Source organism: Methylobacterium sp. NMS14P (genome assembly GCF_028583545.1).
Classification (GTDB): domain Bacteria; phylum Pseudomonadota; class Alphaproteobacteria; order Rhizobiales; family Beijerinckiaceae; genus Methylobacterium.
Window position 1 is genome coordinate 3,044,900 of record NZ_CP087106.1, and the last position, 20,462, is coordinate 3,065,361.

20 protein-coding genes are annotated in these 20,462 nt (G+C 71.2%); 9 read left to right on the top strand and 11 right to left on the bottom strand.

Annotated features, from left to right (window positions below; all coding sequences use genetic code 11):
• Window positions 1-26: 26 nt before the first annotated feature.
• The 5 genes from gor to LOK46_RS14675 all read right to left on the bottom strand — a co-directional run bounded on the left by gor (window position 27) and on the right by LOK46_RS14675 (window position 4,624).
• Window positions 27-1,409 carry a glutathione-disulfide reductase gene (gor, locus tag LOK46_RS14655; protein ID WP_273564434.1) on the bottom strand — a complete coding sequence of 461 codons (1,383 nt, stop codon included), beginning with the start codon at window positions 1,407-1,409 and terminating at the stop codon, window positions 27-29.
• Window positions 1,406-2,608 carry an O-antigen ligase family protein gene (locus tag LOK46_RS14660; protein ID WP_273564596.1) on the bottom strand — a complete coding sequence of 401 codons (1,203 nt, stop codon included), beginning with the start codon at window positions 2,606-2,608 and terminating at the stop codon, window positions 1,406-1,408. The genes gor and LOK46_RS14660 overlap by 4 nt, the downstream gene beginning before the upstream one ends.
• A 60-nt stretch (window positions 2,609-2,668) precedes the next feature.
• Window positions 2,669-3,271, bottom strand: coding sequence for a DUF2059 domain-containing protein (locus LOK46_RS14665; RefSeq protein WP_273564435.1), 603 nt, complete (start codon window positions 3,269-3,271; stop codon window positions 2,669-2,671).
• A gap of 44 nt (window positions 3,272-3,315) precedes the next feature.
• The gene (rpiA, locus tag LOK46_RS14670) at window positions 3,316-4,029 is read right to left on the bottom strand and encodes a ribose-5-phosphate isomerase RpiA (protein WP_273564436.1); all 714 of its coding nucleotides are present in this window, start codon (window positions 4,027-4,029) and stop codon (window positions 3,316-3,318) included.
• 130 nt (window positions 4,030-4,159) lie between these two features.
• On the bottom strand, window positions 4,160-4,624 hold the full coding sequence (locus LOK46_RS14675) for a hypothetical protein (protein WP_273564437.1): 465 nt from the start codon (window positions 4,622-4,624) through the stop codon (window positions 4,160-4,162).
• A 172-nt stretch (window positions 4,625-4,796) separates the two neighbouring features.
• On the opposite strand from LOK46_RS14675, the gene gph reads away from it, so the two are divergent.
• Entirely contained in the window at window positions 4,797-5,489 is a 693-nt protein-coding gene (gene gph / locus LOK46_RS14680; RefSeq protein ID WP_273564438.1) for a phosphoglycolate phosphatase, read from the top strand.
• 4 nt (window positions 5,490-5,493) lie between these two features.
• Here gph and LOK46_RS14685 read toward each other — a convergent pair whose 3' ends face one another.
• On the bottom strand, window positions 5,494-6,648 hold the full coding sequence (locus LOK46_RS14685) for a pyridoxal phosphate-dependent aminotransferase (RefSeq protein ID WP_273564439.1): 1,155 nt from the start codon (window positions 6,646-6,648) through the stop codon (window positions 5,494-5,496).
• Window positions 6,649-6,939: 291 nt separating this feature from the next.
• On the opposite strand from LOK46_RS14685, the gene LOK46_RS14690 reads away from it, so the two are divergent.
• The 4 genes from LOK46_RS14690 (at window position 6,940) to aat (ending at window position 10,573) form a co-directional block, all read left to right on the top strand.
• Window positions 6,940-7,722, top strand: coding sequence for a DsbA family protein (locus tag LOK46_RS14690; protein WP_273564440.1), 783 nt, complete (start codon window positions 6,940-6,942; stop codon window positions 7,720-7,722).
• Between the two features lie 157 nt (window positions 7,723-7,879).
• Window positions 7,880-8,353 (top strand): acetyl-CoA carboxylase biotin carboxyl carrier protein, encoded by a 474-nt coding sequence (accB, locus tag LOK46_RS14695; protein ID WP_273564441.1) that lies wholly within the window; start codon window positions 7,880-7,882, stop codon window positions 8,351-8,353.
• A gap of 104 nt (window positions 8,354-8,457) precedes the next feature.
• Window positions 8,458-9,810: an acetyl-CoA carboxylase biotin carboxylase subunit gene (gene accC / locus LOK46_RS14700; protein ID WP_273564442.1), complete on the top strand. Its 1,353-nt coding sequence runs from the start codon at window positions 8,458-8,460 to the stop codon at window positions 9,808-9,810.
• Between the two features lie 79 nt (window positions 9,811-9,889).
• A complete protein-coding gene (gene aat, locus LOK46_RS14705; protein WP_273564443.1) occupies window positions 9,890-10,573 on the top strand; it encodes a leucyl/phenylalanyl-tRNA--protein transferase in 684 nt (227 codons plus the stop codon).
• A gap of 24 nt (window positions 10,574-10,597) precedes the next feature.
• On the opposite strand, the gene LOK46_RS14710 is transcribed toward aat, so the two are convergent.
• Together LOK46_RS14710 and LOK46_RS14715 are read right to left on the bottom strand one after the other, a co-directional pair.
• A complete protein-coding gene (locus LOK46_RS14710) occupies window positions 10,598-10,963 on the bottom strand; it encodes a hypothetical protein (RefSeq protein WP_273564444.1) in 366 nt (121 codons plus the stop codon).
• A gap of 66 nt (window positions 10,964-11,029) precedes the next feature.
• Window positions 11,030-11,236, bottom strand: coding sequence for a DUF2842 domain-containing protein (locus LOK46_RS14715; RefSeq protein WP_273564445.1), 207 nt, complete (start codon window positions 11,234-11,236; stop codon window positions 11,030-11,032).
• Between the two features lie 209 nt (window positions 11,237-11,445).
• Here LOK46_RS14715 and LOK46_RS14720 point away from each other — a divergent pair, with 209 nt between their 5' ends.
• The 4 genes from LOK46_RS14720 to LOK46_RS14735 all read left to right on the top strand — a co-directional run bounded on the left by LOK46_RS14720 (window position 11,446) and on the right by LOK46_RS14735 (window position 16,386).
• Window positions 11,446-12,549 (top strand): COX15/CtaA family protein, encoded by a 1,104-nt coding sequence (locus LOK46_RS14720; RefSeq protein ID WP_273564446.1) that lies wholly within the window; start codon window positions 11,446-11,448, stop codon window positions 12,547-12,549.
• Window positions 12,550-12,699: 150 nt separating this feature from the next.
• Window positions 12,700-13,383 carry a PAQR family membrane homeostasis protein TrhA gene (gene trhA, locus LOK46_RS14725; RefSeq protein WP_273564447.1) on the top strand — a complete coding sequence of 228 codons (684 nt, stop codon included), beginning with the start codon at window positions 12,700-12,702 and terminating at the stop codon, window positions 13,381-13,383.
• A gap of 141 nt (window positions 13,384-13,524) precedes the next feature.
• The gene (locus tag LOK46_RS14730; protein ID WP_273564448.1) at window positions 13,525-14,724 is read left to right on the top strand and encodes a glycosyltransferase family 4 protein; all 1,200 of its coding nucleotides are present in this window, start codon (window positions 13,525-13,527) and stop codon (window positions 14,722-14,724) included.
• Window positions 14,725-14,868: 144 nt separating this feature from the next.
• Window positions 14,869-16,386, top strand: coding sequence for an undecaprenyl-phosphate glucose phosphotransferase (locus LOK46_RS14735; RefSeq protein ID WP_273564449.1), 1,518 nt, complete (start codon window positions 14,869-14,871; stop codon window positions 16,384-16,386).
• Window positions 16,387-16,428: 42 nt separating this feature from the next.
• Here the strand turns inward: LOK46_RS14735 and LOK46_RS14740 are convergent, their stop codons facing one another.
• The 3 genes from LOK46_RS14740 to LOK46_RS14750 all read right to left on the bottom strand — a co-directional run bounded on the left by LOK46_RS14740 (window position 16,429) and on the right by LOK46_RS14750 (window position 20,452).
• Window positions 16,429-16,782, bottom strand: a complete 354-nt coding sequence (locus LOK46_RS14740) for a hypothetical protein (protein WP_273564450.1) — start codon at window positions 16,780-16,782, stop codon at window positions 16,429-16,431.
• Window positions 16,783-16,995: 213 nt separating this feature from the next.
• On the bottom strand, window positions 16,996-19,566 hold the full coding sequence (locus tag LOK46_RS14745; RefSeq protein ID WP_273564451.1) for a TonB-dependent receptor: 2,571 nt from the start codon (window positions 19,564-19,566) through the stop codon (window positions 16,996-16,998).
• Window positions 19,567-19,813: 247 nt separating this feature from the next.
• The gene (locus LOK46_RS14750) at window positions 19,814-20,452 is read right to left on the bottom strand and encodes a hypothetical protein (RefSeq protein ID WP_273564452.1); all 639 of its coding nucleotides are present in this window, start codon (window positions 20,450-20,452) and stop codon (window positions 19,814-19,816) included.
• Window positions 20,453-20,462 lie beyond the last annotated feature (10 nt).

Consider the following 20,462-nt stretch of genomic DNA (forward strand, 5'->3'; position numbering starts at 1 on the left):
CGTCGAGCCCCGGCCGCGCGGAGGTCTCAGCCGACGCCGACCGGGTGCTTGGTGACTTCCGGGACCCGCATGGTCACGAGTTCCTCGGCGGCGGTCGGGTGGACCGCGATGGTCCGGTCGAAATCCGCCTTGGTGGCGCCCATGGTGACCGCGATCCCCACCGCCTGGATCACTTCCCCGGCATCGTGGCCGAAGATGTGGACGCCCACTACCCGGTCGCTGGCGCAGTCGACCAGCACCTTCATGAGGATCCGCTCCTCGCGGCCGGACAGGGTCGCCTTCATCGGGCGGAAGCGCGCCTTGTAGACGTCGATCCTGCCGTAGATCGCGCGGGCGGCCGCCTCGTTGTGGCCGACGACCCCGATCTCGGGGGTCGAGAACACCGCGGTCGGGATCAGGCGATGATCGACGCAGGCGGGCCTGCCGCCGTAGACCGTGTCGGCGAAGGCGTGGCCCTCCCGGATCGCCACCGGCGTCAGGTTGGCGCGGTTGGTCACGTCGCCCACCGCGTAGATCGACGGGACCTGGGTCTGCGAGTAGGCATCGACCGGGATCGCGCCGGCGGCGTCGGTCGCGATGCCGACCCGGTCGAGGCCGAGGCCCTCGACGTTCGGCCGCCGGCCCGTGGCGACGAGCACCTGATCCACCGGGATCTCGCTGCCGTCGTCGAGCTGCGCGCACAGCCCGTCGTCCCGGCGCTCGACGCGCCGCAGCGTGCGCCCGAGCCGCAGGTCCATCCGCTGGCCGTAGGCCTCGGCCAGGGCGTCGCGGATCTCGTCGTCGAACCCGCGCAGCAACCTGTCGCCCCGGTGCAGCAGCGTCGTGCGGCTGCCCAGCGCGGCGAAGACGCCCGCGAACTCCACCGCGATGTAGCCGCCGCCGATCACCAGGATCCGCTCCGGGAGGCTCTCCAGCTCGAACACCTCGTTAGAGGTGATCGCCAGGTCGATTCCCGGTACCGCCGGCTCCTTCACGGGATGCGCGCCGACCGCCACCAGGATCCGCTCGGCGCGGACCGCGCGGCCGGACGCGACGAGGCGGACCGTGTGGGGATCCTCGATCACCGCCCGCTCGGGCACGATCTCGACGCCGGCGCGGATCAGGTTGGCGTCGTAGATTCCCTCGAGCCGGGTCACCTCCGCGTCGCGCCGCGTCTTGAGGGTACCCCAGTCGAAGCGGGGCTTCTCCAAGGTCCAGCCGAAGCCCGCGGCGTCCTCGAACTCGTCGGCGAAGCGGCCGGCATAGACCATCAGCTTCTTGGGGACGCAGCCGCGGATCACGCAGGTGCCGCCCACCCGGTACTCCTCGGCCAGCATCACCCGCGCGCCGTACCCGGCCGCGATCCGCGCCGCGCGGACACCACCGGACCCGCCGCCGATGACGAAGAGGTCGACGTCGAACACGCTCATGCCGGACCGTCCCGCTCGGATCTCTCGGGCGCGCCGGCCGCGGAGGCCGCGCGCATCCAGGTGATGGCAGCGCCGAGCCCCGCCGTCCACCACGCGGCCCAGCCGTTGTGCTCGACGAAGGCGATCGCCGCCGCGCAGGCCACGAGGCCGAGGGCCGCGGCGCGGTCCGGCCGCGGCAGGGGCGCGATCCGGGCGAGCAGCAGCAGCAGCGTCAGGGCCGCGAGGATCGCGCCGGGCAGGCCGAGCTCGGCCCAGACCTGCAGGAAGCTGTTGTGCGCGTGCCCGACCCCGAGGAGGACGCGCATCTCGGGCGGCACCGTCCGCGCCACGGGCGTCTCGGCGAAGCGCGCGCTGGTGCCGGCGCCCGCGCCGCGCCAGGGATCGGCCGCCACCGCGGCCCCGAAGCTGCGCGCGATCGCGACCCGGGCCCGGGACGATGACTGGACGAGGCGCTCGTGGGCGGCCTCCGGCATGGCGCGGGCGAGGAGGTCGCCCTCGACCGGGGCCAGCGCCACCGCGAGACCGAGACCGAGGCCGGCGAGGCCCAGGCCGACCCGCGGCGGCAGCAGCCGCGCCAGGGTGGCCATCGCGGCGCCCGCCAAGAGGCCGAGCTGGGCGGCGCCGCTGATCGAGCGGAGCACGCCGAGGCCCGCCAAGGCGAGGGTCGCGGCGGCGAGGCCGCGCGCGCGGCCTTTCCAGAGGACGAGGGCCAGCGGGCCGGCCACGAGGTCGAGTGTCAGGGCGGGCCGGTTGTGCACGAAGGCGGCGACCCGGCGCCCGAGCGCGCGCTCCAGGGCGAGACCGGAGGCGAGATCCACCGCGATCACGAGGCCTGCGAGCCCGATCGCGATCGCGCCGAGCCGCGGCGCGAAGGCCGGGATCCGGCCGGGCGCCAGGCAGGCCAGCAGGTACGCGGCGAGCAGCGTCGGGAGGAACTCGCCCAGCACCCGCAGGGAGGCGTCGGGGAACGGGCTCCAGGCCAGGGAGATCAGCGTCCAGGCCAGGAAGGCGAGCGCCGCAACGGCGAGCGGCGTCCGCAGCGGCCTCAGCAGCGCGCCGCGCAGGGCGGACGCGTTCTCCGCCCAGCGCCCGGCCAGGAAGGCGAGTGCTGCCAGCCCGACGACCAGCGGGCTCGACCGGTTGGCGAGCACCATGGCGAGTGGCATGGCCGCGAGGAGCGCGCCGCCCGCCGCGTACATGCGGCCGGCCGCGCTCACGGACGAACTCTCACGGCCATCGGCCCGCAAGAGCGGCCGCCCTCACTGCAGCTGGTGCCCGCGCTTGCCCATCTCGGCGCGGACGCGGACCATGACGTACTCCGAGACGTCCTGCGTCCAGTCCTGCATCTCCTGCACCATCTCGTCGAGGAGCTGCGGCTGCGCCTCGACGTAGTGCTTGCCGGCGGGCGAGCGGAAGAAGGTCGCGATCTCCTTCAGCTCGGTCTCGGAGAACTTCGACGCGTAGGTGCGCGCCGCGATGTCGATCATGCGCTGCTTTTGCAGCTCCATCTCCGGCTGCAGCGAGGCCAGGACCTCGTCGAGATCCTTGGACAGCTCGGGGCGGGTGACGGCCTGCTTGCGGATCTGGTCGGCGAAGGCGGGCAGCACCGAGTCGAACGACCGGGCGATGCCGGAGCTGAGCATCACCTCGCGGGCCAGGGCGAGGTGGGCCGGCGTGTAGGTGGCCGCGGCCGGGCCGTTGGCCGCGGGGGTGCCAGGGGCCGGGGCGCTCGGCTGCGCCGCCGGCTTGGCCGACCCGGCCTTCTGCGGCTGCGCGGCCGCCGCGTGGGGGAGCGCCAGGAGCGCGAGGCCGAGCGCGAGGCTGAGCGCGAGGCCTGGCACGGCGGTGAGGCGACGGGACATGCTGGACTTTCTTGCGAGGATGGCCGGCGATGGAGGGCGGCGCCTCAGGCGAGGCTGCCGAGAACGGTGACCTCGGCCTGCCCGTCCCGCGCCGCCGCCAGGATCGCGGCGTCGGCGATGCCGAGGAACAGGCCGTGCTCGACGACGCCGGGCACGGCCCAGAGGGCGCCGCTGAGGGCCTCCGGATCGGGAATCGCGCCGAGGCGCGCGTCGAGGATGTAATGGCCCCCGTCGGTGACCAGGGGCTTGCCATCGGTCCAGGCGCGCAGCCGGACGTCACCGGAGCAGCCGGCCCCCGCGACCGCCGCCTCGACGGCCCGGTGCGTGGCCTTGAGTCCGAAGGGATTGACCTCGATCGGGAGCGGGAAGGCGCCGAGCCGTGCCACGTGCTTGGCCGCGTCGGCGATCACCACCATGCGGCGGCTCGCGCAGGCGACGATCTTCTCGCGCAGGAGCGCCGCGCCGCCGCCCTTGATCAGGCGCAGACGGTCGTCGACCTCGTCGGCGCCGTCGATCGTCAGGTCGAGCTCGGACTGCTCGTCCAGGGTCGCGAGGCGGATACCCAGGCTCTCGGCCTGCGCGCGCGTGGCCTCGGAAGTCGGGACGCCGACGATGTCGAGGCCGGCGCGGACGCGCTCGCCGAGGAGCGACACGAAGGCCGCCGCCGTGGAGCCGGTGCCGAGGCCGAGTCGCATGCCCGGCTCGACGAGGTCGAGGGCGCGGGCGGCCGCGGCCCGCCGCAGGTCCGGCCCGCTCACCGGGACACCGCCCGGTCGGCGAGGGGGAGCGAGGGAGCGCGGGTCATGGGCAGCCGGTCTTTCCGTGAGCGTCGGGCGGCCCGTAGCACGGGACCGGGCCGACCGGAACGCCCGCGCCCGCACGGCCGCGTCACGGACGGCCGCCCTGTGTCGGGGTGGCGCTGGCGCCGGCGCGACCGGGGGCCGGACCGGTGAGCGGCGCGTCGGACGCGCCCTCGGCGCCCGGTTTGCCCTGCTGGGTGCAGACGACCTGCTCCTTCTTCACCAGCACGAAGCAGATGCTCATCTCGCCGGTCCGGTAGTTCACCCGGAAGACGCCGGCCTCGCGGGTGTGTCGGCTCGCGACCAGTCCGTATTCCGACGGGGTCTGCGGCCCTGCGCCCTCCCCCGGCCCGAAGCAGACCGTCTGGCCGATGCCGCCCGCCGTCTCCTGGAGCCCGTACTGGCAGGAGGTCACCTCCCCGGTCACCTTGTCGACCCTGTACATCCGATTCAGGTCGGTTTGCGGAGCGGGGACGAACTCGAAGGAGGTCGCGGCCGCCGGCAGGGCTTGCAGCGCGGCGCAGGCGGCCAGGAGGGGCAGGGAGAGTTTCATCGCGGGTCCCGGGGCTGGTACGCGCTGCGTTTCGCTGCGCTTTCGGGCGAGTCTGGGGCGCCCGGTGAGACGATCCGCGCGTCCGCCGTGCCGCGCCGGTCGGCTTGCCCCGGGTCGTCGGCCCCGATAGCGACGCCATTCGCGATCCCGCCGAGCACGGAGCCCCCGACGCATGTCCACCGAACCGACGCGCAAGCCCCCGATCGCCGTGTTCGACCTGGACGGGACGCTGGCGGAGACCGCGGGCGACCTCATCGGCACCCTCAACGTGCTGATGAAGCGCGAGGGGCTGGCCGAGCTGCCCCTCTCGCAGGCGCGCGGGCTGATCGGCGCCGGCGCCCGGGCGCTCATCCGGCGGGGCTTCGAGGTCGAGGGGCGGCCGCTCTCGCCGGAGGACCACGACCGCCTGTTCGACGCCTTCATCGACCATTACGGGGCGCATCTCGCCGACACCTCCCACCTCTTCCCGGGCGTGGTCGAGGCGCTCGACGCCCTCGAGGCGGCGGGCTTCCAGCTGGCGGTCTGCACCAACAAGTACGAGGGGCAGTCGGTCGAGCTGCTGCGCCTCCTGGGGATCGGCCACCGCTTCGCGGCGATCTGCGGCCGGGACACCTTCCCGCAATCCAAGCCCGACCCTCGCCACCTGACCGGCACGATCGAGCGCGCCGGCGGCGATCCGGCCCGCGCCGTCATGGTGGGCGATTCCCGGACCGACATCGACACCGCCAAGGCTGCCGGCATCCCGGTGGTGGCGGTCACCTTCGGCTACACCGACCGGCCGGTGGCCGAGCTCGGGCCCGATCGGGTGATCGAGCACTTCTCGGAGCTGGCCGAGGCGGTCGGCGCGCTCGTGCCGGCGGCCTGACCTCTCAGCGCAGCCACGCCTTCAGCCGCGCCGCCGCCTCGCGGCACTCGGTCTCCGAGCCCGCGAAGGAGAAGCGGACGTGGTGGTTGCCCACGTCCGGGTCGAAGTCGAGGCCGGGCGTCGCCGCGACGTGCGCCTCGTCGAGCATGCGCCGGCAGAAATCCGATGCGTCGTTGGTCAGGTTCGAGACGTCCGCGTAGAGGTAGAAGGCGCCGTCGGCCGGGTGCACGCGGCCGAGGCCGAGGCCCGGCAGCGCGTCCAGCAGGATCGCGCGGTTGCGGGCGTAGCCGTCGCGGACGGCGTCGAGCTCCTCGGTGGCGTCGAAGGCCGCCAGCGCGCCGAGCTGCGACAGGTACGGCGCCGAGATGTAGAGGTTCTGCGCCAGCCGCTCGATCGGGCGGACCAGCGCCTCCGGCACGACCATCCAGCCGACGCGCCAGCCGGTCATGCAGTGATACTTCGAGAACGAGTTGATCACGACGGCGTCGGGGTCGAAGCGCAGGGCCGTGACCGTGGGCTCGCCGTAGCTGAGGCCGTGATAGATCTCGTCGGAGATCAGCGGCAGGCCGAGGCCGCGCGCCGCCGCGCAGAGATCCCGTAGGGTGCCCGCCGTGATCACCGTGCCGGACGGATTGGCCGGGCTCATCACCAGCGCCCCGGCGACCGGCGCGCGGGCGTGGGTCTCGCGCAGGAGCGCGGCGGTCGGCGCGAAGCGGTCCTCGGCGCGCAGCACCATGGGCGCCGGCACGAGGTCGAGGGCGGCCAGGATGCTGCGATAGGCCGGATAGCCCGGCTGCGGCACGGCGACCCGGGCACCAGAATCGAACAGGCTCATGAAGGCGAGCACGAAGCCGGCCGAGGATCCGGTGGTGATCACCACCCGTTCCGGGCTCACCGCGACGCCGTGCCGCTCCGCGTAGTCCTGTGCGATGCGGGCGCGCAGGGACGGCAGGCCCAGGGCCTCGGTGTAGGGGACGCGGCCCGCGGCGAGCGCCGTCTGCGCGGCCGCGATCACAGCCCGTGGCGCCGGCGCCGAAGGCTGGCCGACCTCCATCCGAACCACGTCGCTGCCCGCCCGCGCCTTGGCGGCGGCGGCGGCCATGACATCCATCGCGAGGAACGGCTGGACGGCGGCGGCGCGCCGAGAGATCGGGATCATGAGGGTCTGCTCTGCGCCAAACGAAGCTGGCGCCCCGGGGGTTAGACGCTCGCGGTCCCTGCCTCAAGCCGGAGCCGGGCTCGGCCGCCCGTCCCCGCGACAGTGGGGCCGTCGATCCGCGAGGGCGTTCCTGGGTCGGCTCGACAGGCGGCGCGGTGCCACGGTCGGGGAACGCTGCCGCGCCGCTCGCCGCGGTCACGGCGGGATTTGACCGGACGCCGCGAAAACGCCTAACCCAGCCCCTACCGCTCGCGCCACGCGCGGGCCGGCCCGCCGCGCAAGCGAGGATCTATGCCCTTCTTCCGTCCCCTGCCCGCGCTGGTCCTGGCGCTCGGCCTCGTCGCTGTCCCCGCCCTCGGGCAGACCGCGACGCCCCCCGCCGCGCCGTTCACGGACGCGCAGCGCGCCGGCATCGAGGCGATCGTCAAGGACTACCTGATCAAGCATCCCGAGGTGCTTCAGGAGGCTCTCGCGGAGGCGGAGAAGCAGCAGGCCGAGACGCAGCGCCTCGCCCAGGCCGCCGCCCTCAAGGAGTCGCGCGAGGCTCTCATCAACGGTCCCCACGACGTCGTCGCGGGCAACCCGTCGGGCGACGTCACGCTGGTCGAGTTCTTCGACTACAATTGCGGCTACTGCCGCAAGGCGCTGGGCGACCTCCAGGCGCTGATCAAGTCAGACCCGAAGCTGCGGGTCGTCATCAAGGACTTCCCGGTGCTCGGCCCGGAATCGCTGGAGGCCAGCCAGGTCGCCGTCGCGGTGCGCCAGCAGCTGAAGGGCGACAAGCTGTTCGAGTTTCATCAGAAGCTCCTGGAGACCAAGGGCCGGGTGAACGGCGCCCGGGCGATCCAGGTCGCCAAGGATATGGGCGTCGACACCGCCAAGCTGCAGAAGGACATGGCGTCCCCCGAGGTGAAGGCCGCGCTCAGCGAGAATCGCGGTCTCGGCGACCGCCTGGGCCTCTCGGGCACGCCGGCCTTCATCATCGGCGACGAGGTGATCCCGGGCGCCGTCGGCGTCGAGCCGATGCGCAAGACCATCGCCGACGTGCGCCAGTGCGGCCACGCCTCCTGCTGAGCTGACGGATCGGGCCGAGGAACCCCGAAGGCGGTCCGCGCAGCCTTGTCGCGCCGGGGCGCCTTCGTCTAAGAGCCGCCAGCCGCAGGGCCGCGGTGGGGGTCCAGGGCCGAGCCCGGATAGACGCACCGACGTGCCGCGAGACGAAGTAGGCCGGATGCCAAAGAACGACGCCATCGATCCCGAACTCGTGCGCGAGCTCGCCAACCTCGTGACCGAGACCGGCCTGTCCGAGATCGAGGTCGAGAAGGGCGACCTGCGCATCCGCGTCGCGCGGCGCCTCGAACCCGTGAGCGTGCAGGTCGCTGCGCCGACCCCCCTCGCAGCCGTCGCCCCGCCGGCGGCGGCGCCCGCCGCGTCGTCCCCCCTCGCCCCGGCCGAGCCGGCGCGCGCGCAGCCCGGCACCGTGCCCTCGCCGATGGTCGGGACCGCCTATCTCCGGCCCTCGCCCGACGCCAAGGCGTTCGTGGACGTCGGCTCCAAGGTCGAGGTCGGCGACAAGCTGCTGCTCATCGAGGCGATGAAGACCTTCAACGAGATCGTGGCGCCCCGCGCCGGCACGATCAGCGCCATCTTCGTCGAGGACGGTCAGCCGGTCGAGTTCGGCGAGGCCCTGCTCGTCATCACCTAGGACGTCCGCCGGGCGCTCGTCGCCCAGTCCCGGACGACGCCGCAACACGAGAGGATAGAGCATCCTGCGCGGTCCGGGATCGCCAGGATGCCCTAACGGGTCCGATGTTCGACAAGATCCTGATCGCGAACCGCGGCGAGATCGCCCTGCGCATCCTGCGGGCGGCGAAGGAGCTCGGGATCGCCACCGTGGCGGTCCACTCCACCGCCGACGCCGACGCCATGCACGTGCGCCTCGCCGACGAGAGCGTCTGCATCGGGCCGCCGGCCGCCCGCGACAGCTACCTCAACATCCCGTCGATCATCGCGGCCTGCGAGATCACAGGGGCCGATGCCGTGCATCCCGGCTACGGCTTCCTGTCGGAGAATGCCCGCTTCGCCGAGGTTCTGGCCCATCACCAGATCGGCTTCATCGGCCCCAAGGCGCAGCACATCCGCACCATGGGCGACAAGATCGAGGCCAAGCGCACGGCGCTGAAGCTCGGCATCCCGTGCGTGCCGGGGTCCGAGGGTGGCGTCGAGGACGCCGACACCGCCAAGCGCGTGGCCGCCGAGATCGGCTACCCCGTTCTCGTGAAGGCGGCGGCGGGCGGCGGCGGCCGCGGCATGAAGGTCGCGCGCTCCGAGGCCGAGCTCGAGCAGGCGATCGGCATGGCCAAGTCCGAGGCCAAGGCCGCCTTCGGTGACGACGCGGTCTACCTCGAGAAGTACCTGGAGAAGCCCCGCCACATCGAGGTCCAGGTGCTCGGCGACGGCCGCGGCGGTGCCGTCCACCTCGCCGAGCGCGACTGCTCGCTCCAGCGCCGCCACCAGAAGGTTTGGGAGGAAGGCGGCTCGCCGGCGCTCAACGAGTCGATGCGCGCCGAGATCGGCGGCATCTGCGCCAACGCCATGAAGGAACTCGGCTATCTCGGCGCCGGGACGGTCGAGTTTCTCTACGAGGACGGGCGGTTCTACTTCATCGAGATGAACACCCGCATCCAGGTCGAGCATCCGGTGACCGAGATGATCACCGGGATCGACCTCGTCATCGAGCAGATCCAGGTCGCCTCGGGCGGCCCGCTCTCGGTGAGCCAGGCGGACATTAAGGTCGAGGGCCACGCCATCGAGTGCCGGATTAACGCCGAGCACCCGGAAACCTTCCGGCCGTCCCCGGGTGAGATCACCCATTATCACACGCCCGGCGGCCTCGGCGTCCGCGTCGATTCGGCGGCGTTCCAGGGCTACCGCATCCCGCCGAACTACGATTCGCTGATCGGCAAGCTGATCGTCCACGGCCGGACCCGCAACGAGTGCCTCATGCGCCTGCGCCGGGCCCTGGACGAGTTCGTCATCGACGGGATCGACACGACGCTGCCGCTGTTCCGGACGCTGGTTCGCAACCCGGACGTGCAGAACGGTCTTTACGACATTCACTGGCTGGAGCATTTCCTGGAAGACGGCGGCATGAAAGCCTGATCGGAACCGGGCGAGGCTGCGGCGAGAGCGGCGCGCGGGGGATCTGGTCATCGCACCGGCCGTGCGCGACATTCACGGCATGCACGACACCGCCCGCGTGGACATCACCCCCGAGATCCTGCTGAAGGCCTACGCGGCCGGTATCTTCCCGATGGCGGAGGATGCCGACGACCCGACGCTCTACTGGGTCGAGCCCAAGGCGCGCGGCGTGCTGCCCCTCGACGCGTTCCGCGTGTCCCGGCGCCTTGCCCGGACCGTGCGGTCCGACCAGTTCGTGGTTCGCTGCGACACCGATTTCAACGGCGTGATCGACGGTTGCGCCGCGCCCCGACGGGACAGCGAGCGCACCTGGATTAACGGGCGGATCCGCGAGCTCTACGGCGCCCTGTTCGACATCGGCCACGTCCACACGGTCGAGGTCTACGCGGGCGCGGATGGCCGGCTCGTCGGCGGCCTCTACGGCGTCTCGCTCGGGGCGGCCTTCTTCGGCGAGAGCATGTTCCACGAGGTCCGCGACGCGTCGAAGGTCGCCCTCGTCCACCTGATGGGGCGCCTGCGCGCCGGGCGCTACCGGCTCGCCGACACCCAGTTCGTCACCGACCACCTGACGCAGTTCGGCGCCGAGGAGGTGCCGCGGCACGTCTACAAGCGCCGCCTCGCCGACGCCCTCGATCAGGTCGCCGACTGGAACGTCTGGCCCGGTGACGGCTCGGTGCCGGGTGCGCGGGTCCTCGAAGCGCTCAAAGCTCCGGATCGTGGCTAGGGCCGGAGGCCTCGAAAGCCGGCGCTAGCGCCGACGCCGGTGGCGGTAGCCGGTCGAGAACGAGGCGTATTGCCGGCCGCGGACGGACCGGTAGCGTCGCCGGCGGCTGGTGCTGGCCTCGACCGTCTCCTCCACCTGCGGGATCGGCTCGGCCATGGCGGCCGCGGGCGTGGCCGCCGCCGCGACCGTCGTGTCGGCCGAGGCGTAGCCGCCGGCGACGTTCTTCGCCGCCGGGCCGAACATCGCGAGACACTGGTTGTAGGCGAGGTCGTTCTTGAGGCGCTCGCATTCACCGATGGAGCGCGGTGTCCCCTGCGCCAGGGCCGGAAGGGGCGCGAGCAGCACGACGAGGGCAGCCAGCGGCTTGAGGCAGTGAATCGGGCGGTGCACGGAGGGGGTCTCGAGCGGTGACGGCAGGCTTGTGATCCCCGAGTGCGGCGAAATCGAGGGTTCGCCTCACCGATCGGGCCGCTCCATCCACCGGATCAGCGGCATCAGCGGGAAGATCCACGCGATGCCGAGAACCGAGTAGATCACGGCCTGTACCGCCGCCGGTGTCTCCGAGATGCGGCTGTCGGCCAGGGTCATCGCCAGCGGGCCGTAGAGGCAGACGAAGACCAGGATGGCGAGGGTCCCGATCAGGGTCCGGGTGCGGCGACGCATTGCTGAGTTCCTGGGTCGTGCCTTCGGACTGTGCCGCCGGCTGGGCGGCCGGCGCTGCGGGCGCGGATGGGCGACGGCTACCGTTCCGGGATCCGGTTGGCAACGCGCTCGCTGACGCGGGCTGCGGCGCCGGCGCCGTTGCTGGTCGGCCGGACATCCCCTAACCCGCGTCAGGCCGGGGTTTTCCCGGATCCGCGGAAGGGACGTGCATGGACATGAGTGGCGCGGGCGACCGGCGGTCGGGGGCGGTGCGAACCTGGCTCTACGTGGTCGCGGCCCTGGTGGTCGCCATGGTGGCGGTCGGCGGCGCGACGCGGCTGACCGGGTCCGGCCTGTCGATCACCGAGTGGCGCCCTGTCACGGGCGCGATCCCGCCGCTCACCGAGGCCGACTGGGCGGCCGAGTTCGCCAAGTACCGGGACACGCCGCAATACAACATCCTCAACCAGGGGATGGGATTGTCGGCCTTCAAGGTTCTGTACGGCTGGGAATGGGGCCATCGCCTGCTCGGCCGCGTGATCGGCTTCGTGTTCTTCCTGCCGCTGATCGTGTTCTGGTGGCAGGGCCGGATCAGCCGGCGCCTCGGGCTCGGCCTGCTCGGTCTCGGCCTGCTCGGCGGCCTCCAGGGCGCCATCGGCTGGATCATGGTCGCCTCGGGCCTTCAGCCCGGCATGACGGCGGTGGCGCCGCTCAAGCTCGCCCTGCACCTCACCACCGCGAGCCTGATCCTGGCCGGGCTGGTCTGGCTGGCTGCGGGCGAGCGCCGCGGCGTCCTGGCGCCGGCCACGGCACGGCTGCGGGCGACCGCCCTGCTGCTGCCGATCCTGGTCCTGGTGCAGATCTTCCTCGGCGGCCTCGTCGCCGGCTCGCATGCCGGCCTCGTCTACAACACGTGGCCGACCATGGACGGCCAACTCGTCCCGCCGCTGGACAGCCTGTTCGCGATCCGGCCCTGGATCGAGAACTTCGTCGACAACCACGCCCTTGTTCAATTCGACCACCGGGTGACGGCGTACCTCGTGTTCGTCGTGGCGGTCCTGCACGCCGTCGACGCCCGGCTCACCGGCCCGAAGAGCGCGGGCGGTCGGGCCACGGGCGTCGTGATCCTCGTCCTCGCCCAGATGGCGCTCGGGATCGCGACGCTGCTCCTCGCCGTTCCGCTCTGGGCGGCACTCGCGCATCAGGTGCTCGCCATGGCGGTGCTGACGATGGCCACCGTCCATGCCCGGCTCAGCCGCGGATCCGGCCTGGTCGAGCCCGCCGCCGCCGAGCCGCCGCTGGGGTTCGAGGGGCTCGTCGGAGGCCGGATCTAGGCTCTCGTGCGGTGCAGCGGTCGCGCTGCACCGCACGAGACTTTTACCGCTTTCAGTGGAACCTTGGGATAACTCCCCATCAGCAATCTGCACATGGAACGACTAAGACTTCTCAAGCTTTAAGCTGCACGCGTTGCAGGAGGCTTCAAGATGTCTCTCGCGGAGGATGGTCGACCGCTCTCCCTCACCTGGCACTACACGCCGCGGGAGATCATGGCGGATGGCGTGATCCACGGTCTCGGCGTGGTGCTCGGCCTCGCCGGTGCCGTGGCCCTGGTGGCGACCGCGGTCACGGCCCATCTCGGGCTCGGCGAGCGGGCGGCGGTGGTCGTGTACGCCACGGCGCTCGTGCTGATGCTCGGCGTCTCCGCCCTCTACAATCTCCACCCCGTCAGCCCGCGCAAATGGCTCCTGCGCCGCGCCGACCACGCCCTGATCTACCTGATGATCGCCGGGACCTACACGCCGCTGGTCGCCCTCGTGGGATCGGGGCCGCGTGCCTACGCCCTCTTGGCGATGATCTGGCTGGTGGCGCTGATCGGGATCGCGGTGAAGCTCTTCCTGCCGGGCCGGTTCGACCGCCTGTCGATCGGGCTCTACCTGATGCTCGGCTGGAGCGGGCTGTTCGCCTACGAGTCGGTGATCGCGGCGCTTCAGCCCACCGCTCTGTGGCTGCTGGGAATCGGCGGGGCGCTCTACTCGATCGGCGTCGTGTTCCACATCTGGCGGACCCTGCCCTTCCAGAACGCGATCTGGCACGGCTTCGTCCTCGCCGCGACGGCCTGCCACTACGGGACGATCTGGGCCAGCCTGAACGGCTCGCCGATCACCTAGCGTTGGAGTCGATTGTGATTTCGCGCGTAAAACTCCGGTTACCGTTCCGATGGAAAGGTCGAGTGACGGTGACCTGCTTTAAGTTTCCCGCGACCACGGGTGCACCACAACCTGGGGACTGATATTCCCGGGAGCTGGACCGTGGTCCCGAAGACGAACGACTCTGGCATCGCTCAGCGCTACCGGATCCTGCACGTGTTCAGGGCGCCCGTGGGCGGATTGTTCCGGCACGTGATGGATCTCGCCCGCCTCCAGGCGGCCGCGGGACACCATGTCGGTGTCGTCTGCGATTCTAGCACGGGCGGCGACCGCGCCGCGGGCGCCCTGGCGGACCTGACGCCCTGCCTGGATCTCGGCCTCGTCCGGATCCCGATGCGCCGGAATCCGCATCCGTCGGACTGGTCCTGTCTCAGCGCCGTGGCGCGGAGGGCCGCGGAGGTCAACGCGGACGTCCTGCACGGACACGGTGCCAAGGGCGGCGCCTACGCGCGGCTCGCCGCGGCGGGTCCGGCGATCCGCGCCTACACGCCGCACGGGGGCAGCTACAATTACCGGCCGGGCAGCCCGCTGCACCGCCTCTACATGGGGGCCGAAGCGGTGCTGGCGCGCCGCACGGACGCGTTCCTGTTCGAGAGCGAGTACGTCGCCGGCCGCCACTGGAGCTTCGTCGGCGGTCCCGAGCGCGTGACGCGGATCGTGCACAACGGCATCGCCGAGGCGGAGTTCGCGCCGCTGGACCGCGTCGCCGAGCCCTTCGACCTGCTCTATGTCGGCGAGCTGCGGGAGGCCAAGGGCCTGCCCTACCTGCTCGAGGCGCTGGTCCGGCTGCGGGCCGAGGGGCGGGCGCTGCGCCTGCTCCTGGTCGGATCCGGGCCGGATGCCGAGATCCTGCGGGAGACCGTGGTGCGTCTCGGCCTGGCCGACGCGGTGGCGTTCGAGCCGCCGCAGGCGATCCGCGCCGTGCTGGCCCGCGGCCGGATCCTCGTCGTCCCGTCGCTCGCGGAGTCGCTGCCCTACGTCGTGCTGGAAGCCGCCGCGGCGGCGCAGCCGCTGGTCGCAACCCGGGTCGGCGGCATCCCGGAGATCTTCGGCGCGGCCGCTCGCGACCTCGTCCCGTCGCGGGACCCGGCGGCGCTCGCCGAGGGGATCCGCGGCGTCCTCGACGCCGCGCCGGAGGCCCTGGCCGCGCGGACGCAGGGCCTGAGCGCCTCGATCCGTCAGCGCTTCTCCCTGGAACGCATGGGCAGCGAGGTGATCTCCGGCTACGCCGCGGCCTTCGAAGCCCGCGCGGAGCGCCGCGATCCCGCGCCGCGGGCGATCGCCGGCGCCCGGACCGCCTGACGGCGAGACCGGCAGGACGAGGATCGTGGGCCTGTGCGCCGCGGTGGAAAAGGCGGCGCCACCCTCGCTCTTAAATGTTCCAACAGCGCCCCGTGCCAAGCTCGCGCCGAGGCAGCGACCGCAAGGCTCGGGGGGAGCCGATCGATGAGCGCGTTCGACATTCGCGATCTTCTTGAGGCCGCCGTCCCCATGGAGGCGTCCTCGGTCCAGGCCGCCGTCAGCGTGCCCCTCGCCGAGACCGCGGCGCCGGGACCGACGGCGATCTCGCCCGTCGTGGTGGCCGGGCTGGTGCGCGCGCTGGAATGCACGCTCATTTTCGGCCTGGGCGCATTGCTGCACGTGCTGATGCTGCGCGGCCGCGTCCCGTTCGGGCTGACCTACGCGGGCGCGATCGGCGCGATCGCGGTGATCACCGTGACGCTGATCCAGGCGTCGGGCGGCTACCGGGTCGCCGCCTTCCGGAGCTTCTTCAAGACCGCCATCCGGCTCATCGCGGCGTGGTCGATGACCTTCCTGATGGTCGCCGCCGGGCTCGTGCTGGCCAAAGTGGCCGACCATTACTCGCGCCTCTGGCTCGCGACCTTCTTCGGCGGCGGGCTCGCGGCCCTGCTGGTCGGGCGCTTCGTCCTCTTCCGCATCATCGACGTCCAGACCCGGGCGGGACGGTTCGACCGGCGCACCGCCATCGTGGGCGGCGGCCAGCCCGCGGAGGACCTGATCGCCGCCCTGGAGACGCAGAGCGAGAGCGGCATCCGCATCGTCGGCGTGTTCGACGACCGCAACGCCGATCGGTCCTCGGACGTGGTGGCGGGGCACCCCAAGCTCGGCAACGTCGACGACTTGGTCGCCTACGCGCGCCATGCCCGGCTCGACCTGATCGTGTTCACGATCCCGATCACCGCGGAGGCGCGGATCCTCCAGATGCTCGCCAAGCTCTGGGTCCTGCCGATCGACATCCGGCTCTCGGCGCACGCCGCCAAGCTGCGTCTGCGCCCGCGCAGCTACTCGTATCTCGGCTCGGTCCCGGTGCTGGACGTGTTCGACCGTCCGATCGCCGATTGGGACGTCGTGGTGAAGGCGCTGTTCGACCGCTGCGTCGGCCTGATGATGCTGCTGGCGCTGTCGCCGCTCATGCTGGCGATCGCCCTGGCGGTGCGATTGACATCCCGCGGGCCGGTGCTGTTCCGGCAGAAGCGCCACGGATTCAACAACGAGCTGATCGAGGTCTACAAGTTCCGCTCGATGTACGTCGATCAGTGCGACGCCGGCGCGGCCAGGATGGTGACCCGGGGCGATCCCCGCGTGACCCCGGTCGGCCGCTTCATCCGCAAGACCTCGCTCGACGAGCTGCCGCAGCTGTTCAACGTGCTCAAGGGCGACCTGTCGCTGGTGGGCCCGCGCCCGCACGCGCTGCAGGCCAAAGCCGCCAACACCCTGTACGACCAGGTGGTCGACGGCTACTTCGCCCGCCACAAGGTCAAGCCCGGCATCACCGGCTGGGCGCAGGTCAACGGCTGGCGGGGCGAGACGGACACTTCCGAGAAGCTGCAGCGGCGTGTCGAGCACGACCTCTATTACATAGAGAACTGGTCGGTGCTGCTCGACCTGCAGATCCTGCTGACCACCCCGTTCGCGCTGTTCAAGACCGAGAACGCCTACTGAGCGGAGGGGCCGGCACCGGAGCGGTGCCGGCCGATGGCGCCACTACGGCAGGGCGCCGGCCTTCTCCTTGGCCTTCAGGATCGTGTCGCGGCAGCCCTGGGCGTCGCCGGACTTGTCCTGCTGGCGCGCCTGGGCGACCAGCTTCTTGGCTTCCTCGACGCCTGCGGCAGTGGGCTTCACGGCGGCGTCCGACTTGGTGAGCGCCGGCGGCGTGTCGAGCGCCTTGGGCGAGTTGGACGACGTGGTGCCGCCGGGCGGCGTCGTGCCGGTCACCGAGGCGGCGCCGGCGCTGTCGAGCCGCCGCTGCAGCGTATCGACCTCGTCGGCACACGGGGTCGCCAGGGCTGGCGTCGCGGCCGCCAGGGCCAGGGCTGCAACGGCGAAACGGATGATCATCGGGACGAGGCTCCACGGTGTCGGAGTGCGGCCGGCGCCGACCCGTCGTGCGTGAGCGGGCGGTGATGCGTCGGTGCAGCTACCGGGGAGACGCCGGGCGAACGGGCCCGTTCCCGAGACAGGAGGCCGCATGCGGCAGACCCGAAACGCGACGGGCGCCCCGCGCGGCCCTCAGGCCGCGCGGGACGCCCGCTTCTCGACATTGCGGACGGATCAGTACTTCCGGATGATCGGCTCCGGCGCCATCGGGACCGGATCGGCGCCGAAGGCGTAGCGGATGCCGGCGTAGACCGAGAAGGGCTGCGCCAGGGTGGTGGTCCGCGGATCGCTGATCCGCAGGTTGCCGGCCACCGCGCCCGGCTCGGCGTAGGTGCCGAACGTGGTGTAGCGGTTGTTGGTCAGGTTGGTGATGAGGCCGAAGACCTCGAGGTTCTTCGTCACCTGATACTTCGTCTGGAAGTTCAGAACGTAGTAGGGCGGCAGCTTGCGGTTCAGGTTCGACTCGTCGCCGCGGAAGTACGACGAGGAGAAGGCCTGGAGGTAGAGGCCGAACTGCCAGTTGGGCGTGACGAAGTAGTCGAACCCGGCCTTGATCTGGTGGGTCGGCACCAGCGGCACGACGTTGCCCTTGCGGACCTGGATCGCGCCGTCGTCCGCGAGCGGGTTGTTGGGCGACGACAGGGTGCCGTTGAACTGGAAGGTCGCGTCGACCAGCGCGTAGTTGGCGTAGACCCGCAGGTAATCGGCCGTGTACTCGCCGCCGACCTCGATGCCTTGCCGCTGCGTCGACGGCACGTTCACGAAGTAGGCGCGGGCGGTGTTGCCGGGGGTGGCCAGCGACAGGATGTCGTTGGCGAGATCGGTGCGGAAGGCACCGATCTTGTAGGTGATGATGCCGCCGTCATAGGTGTTCGGCAGCTGGCCGCGGAAGCCGACCTCGTAGGTCCGCCCGGTGACCTGCTTGAGCGGCGGGTCCGCCACCAGCGAGTTCGGCAGCAGGCACGGCCGGTCCGGGTTGGCGCAGGCCAGCTCCAGCGGGGTCGGTGCGCGGTTCGACTCCGAGTAGCTGCCGTAGAGGTTCAGCGCGTCGAAGAATCGGTAGGTCAGGCCGGCGACCGGGTTGATCTTGTTGAAGTAGTGCGTGCCGGTCACGTCCGGCGAGAAGCCGGTCAGGTCCTCGCTCTGGATGCGCGCGAAGTTGAGCCGGGCACCGGCGGTCAGCGCCAGCCGGTCGGTCACGTCGAGCGTGTCGAGGGTGTAGAGGCCCATGTAGAGGTTTGAGCCGTTGACCGAACTCGGCGCGATGCCGAGCGCGCCGGCGGTCCGCAGCTGCGGCGTGCCGAGGCCCGGGACGTTGCCGTAGAACGGGTTGCTCGGGTTGGTGGTGATCGACAGATCCGGGTTGATCACGCCCAGGGTGCTGGACGACTTGAACCCGTAATTGGCCGCGTCGATGCTGCCGCCGACCACGAAGGTGTTGGACAGGCCGAAGATCCGGTCGCGGTTGGCGGCCTGGAGCGAGCCGCCGAAGCCGGTGGCTTCCGTACGGGTCGTGTCCAGCGTGCCGTACGGGATGCCCGCCCGGAACGGGATGCGCTGGTTCTGCTGCCCCAGGATCAGGAACTGGTTGCGGAAGGCGAGCTGCGACTGTCCGGCCGCCGGGCTGAACCCGTCATCCTCGAAGCAGAGGTTGCCGCGGAAGCTGGACCGCGTGCTGCAGTTCTCGAAGTTGCCGTCGTTGCCGTCGACGTAGGTCTGGCTGAAGCGGCGGAAATAGGCGTTGCCGGCGAGATCCCAGGTCGGCGAGATGTCGACCCGGCCAGTCAGCTGGAGCGTGCCGACCTCGGTGGTGGTGGTCTGCGGGAAGGTGAAGATCGCCCGCGGGTCGCGGTGGGTGAAGTCCACCGGCGTGGCCGCGGCCGCGCCGAAGAAGCTGCGGGCGGCGAGCCCAATCAGGTGGAACTCCGAGTCCTGCGAGCGGTAGCCGATGTCACCGTAGAGGCGGCCGATCGTGCTCGGGCTCTCGTAGCGCCAGCCGCGGTCGTTCAGGCCGTCGCCGGTGAAGTAGACGCTCCAGGGGCCGGACACCTTGCCGTACTCGAGGTAGCCGGCGGTGCGCGCGTCCGAGCCGCCCCAGGCCGAGATCTCGGTGCCCTGCCAAGTGAAGCCGTTCTTCATCTGGATGTTGACCGCGCCGCCGAGCGCGTTGAGGCCGAAGACCGGGTTGCCGGTGACGACGTCGATGCGCTGGATCGCCTGCGGGGGGATCAGGTCGAAGTTGACGATGTCGCCGAAGGCCTCGTTGATGCGCACGCCGTTCTGGTAGACGGCGAGGCCCTGCGGCACGCCCTGCACGGGCGAGGCCGTGAAGCCGCGATAGGTGATGTCGACGCGGTTGTTGTTACCCTGCGAGTCAGACACGTTGATGCCGGGGGTGCGCCGGGCCAGCGTCGTGGTCAGGTTATCGCTGGCGCGATCGATCGTGAGATCGCTCGCCGTGACCGATTCGACGGTGCTGGGGATCTTGTAGAGGGGCTGCTCGGAGCCGCGCAGCCGCACCCCGGCGCTCGGTCCCACAGAGCCGGCCGGCGGCACCGGGCCGGGCCCGTTGAAGATCTGCGCTTGGCTCGAATTGCCGCCGCCGGATCCGACCGGCGACGTCGAGACGACGCTGATCTCGCCGAGCGTGACCGATTGCTGCGCCTGCACCGCCGCGGGGAGAACCGTCCCGGCGAGAACCCACGCCGACGCGACCAGGCTGCTCCGAAGCGCCCGAAGTGACATCCCCAACCCCCTCAAACCCAAACACATGCTCGTGACTGCCGAGCTTGGGTCTCTCTTGGCGGGTGCCGGGATCGGGCACAATTGGCTCAAGAACACGTGAGACGCGTTTCGGCTCCATTTCCGGTCCCAGTCAACCGAAGCCCGCGATACGTGGTTAAACAGCAACAGTTTCGGTAAAGATTTCAGGCACTTAGGGATATTTCGGCAACTGGCCCGGGACAATTTGGCAATAGCCGCCCGGGCGCCGTCAGAGCCGCGCCTGAATCATGCGCGCGATCTCACCGAGCCGCTGCTCGAGCAGCTGCGGAACCTCACAGACATAGGTCAGCGACTGGCTCCGCTCCTGGAAGATCCGACGGTCCCAAGCGAACTTCGTTTCCAGCTCGTTCTGGTCCTTGGGCAGCTCGGTGGCGTCGGAGGCGCTCGGCGCGTCCTTGACCTGGCTGATCTTGTCGGCCTCGTCGCGGATCCGCTCGGCCATCCGGCGCTGGCCCTGCGCGTACCGCGCGATGCCGCTCACCACCTTGTTGCGCTCGCCGTTCAGCACCTCGAACACGCCCGCGTAGACGCGCGTCAGGGCCTTGTCCTTCGCGTCTTTGTCGGAGCCGAACTTCTCGGCGAACGTGTCGAGGAACGGTCCGACCTGCGAGAGGTCCGTGCGGCGGGACGCGATCTTCTGCGCCAGGACGGCGGCGTCGTTGTCACTGCCCCAGTCGCCGGCGGCCTCCACGTCGGGGCCGGTCCAGAACTGGCCGGGGCTGAGGGTCGCGACCTTGCGCTGGACGCAGGGCCAGTCCGGATCCGGCTTCGGCTGGGCCAGGACGGGACCGGCGAGGACCGCGAGGCCCAGCGCCGGGCCGATGACGCGGGTCAGGAGGACGTTCATTGGGCGGACT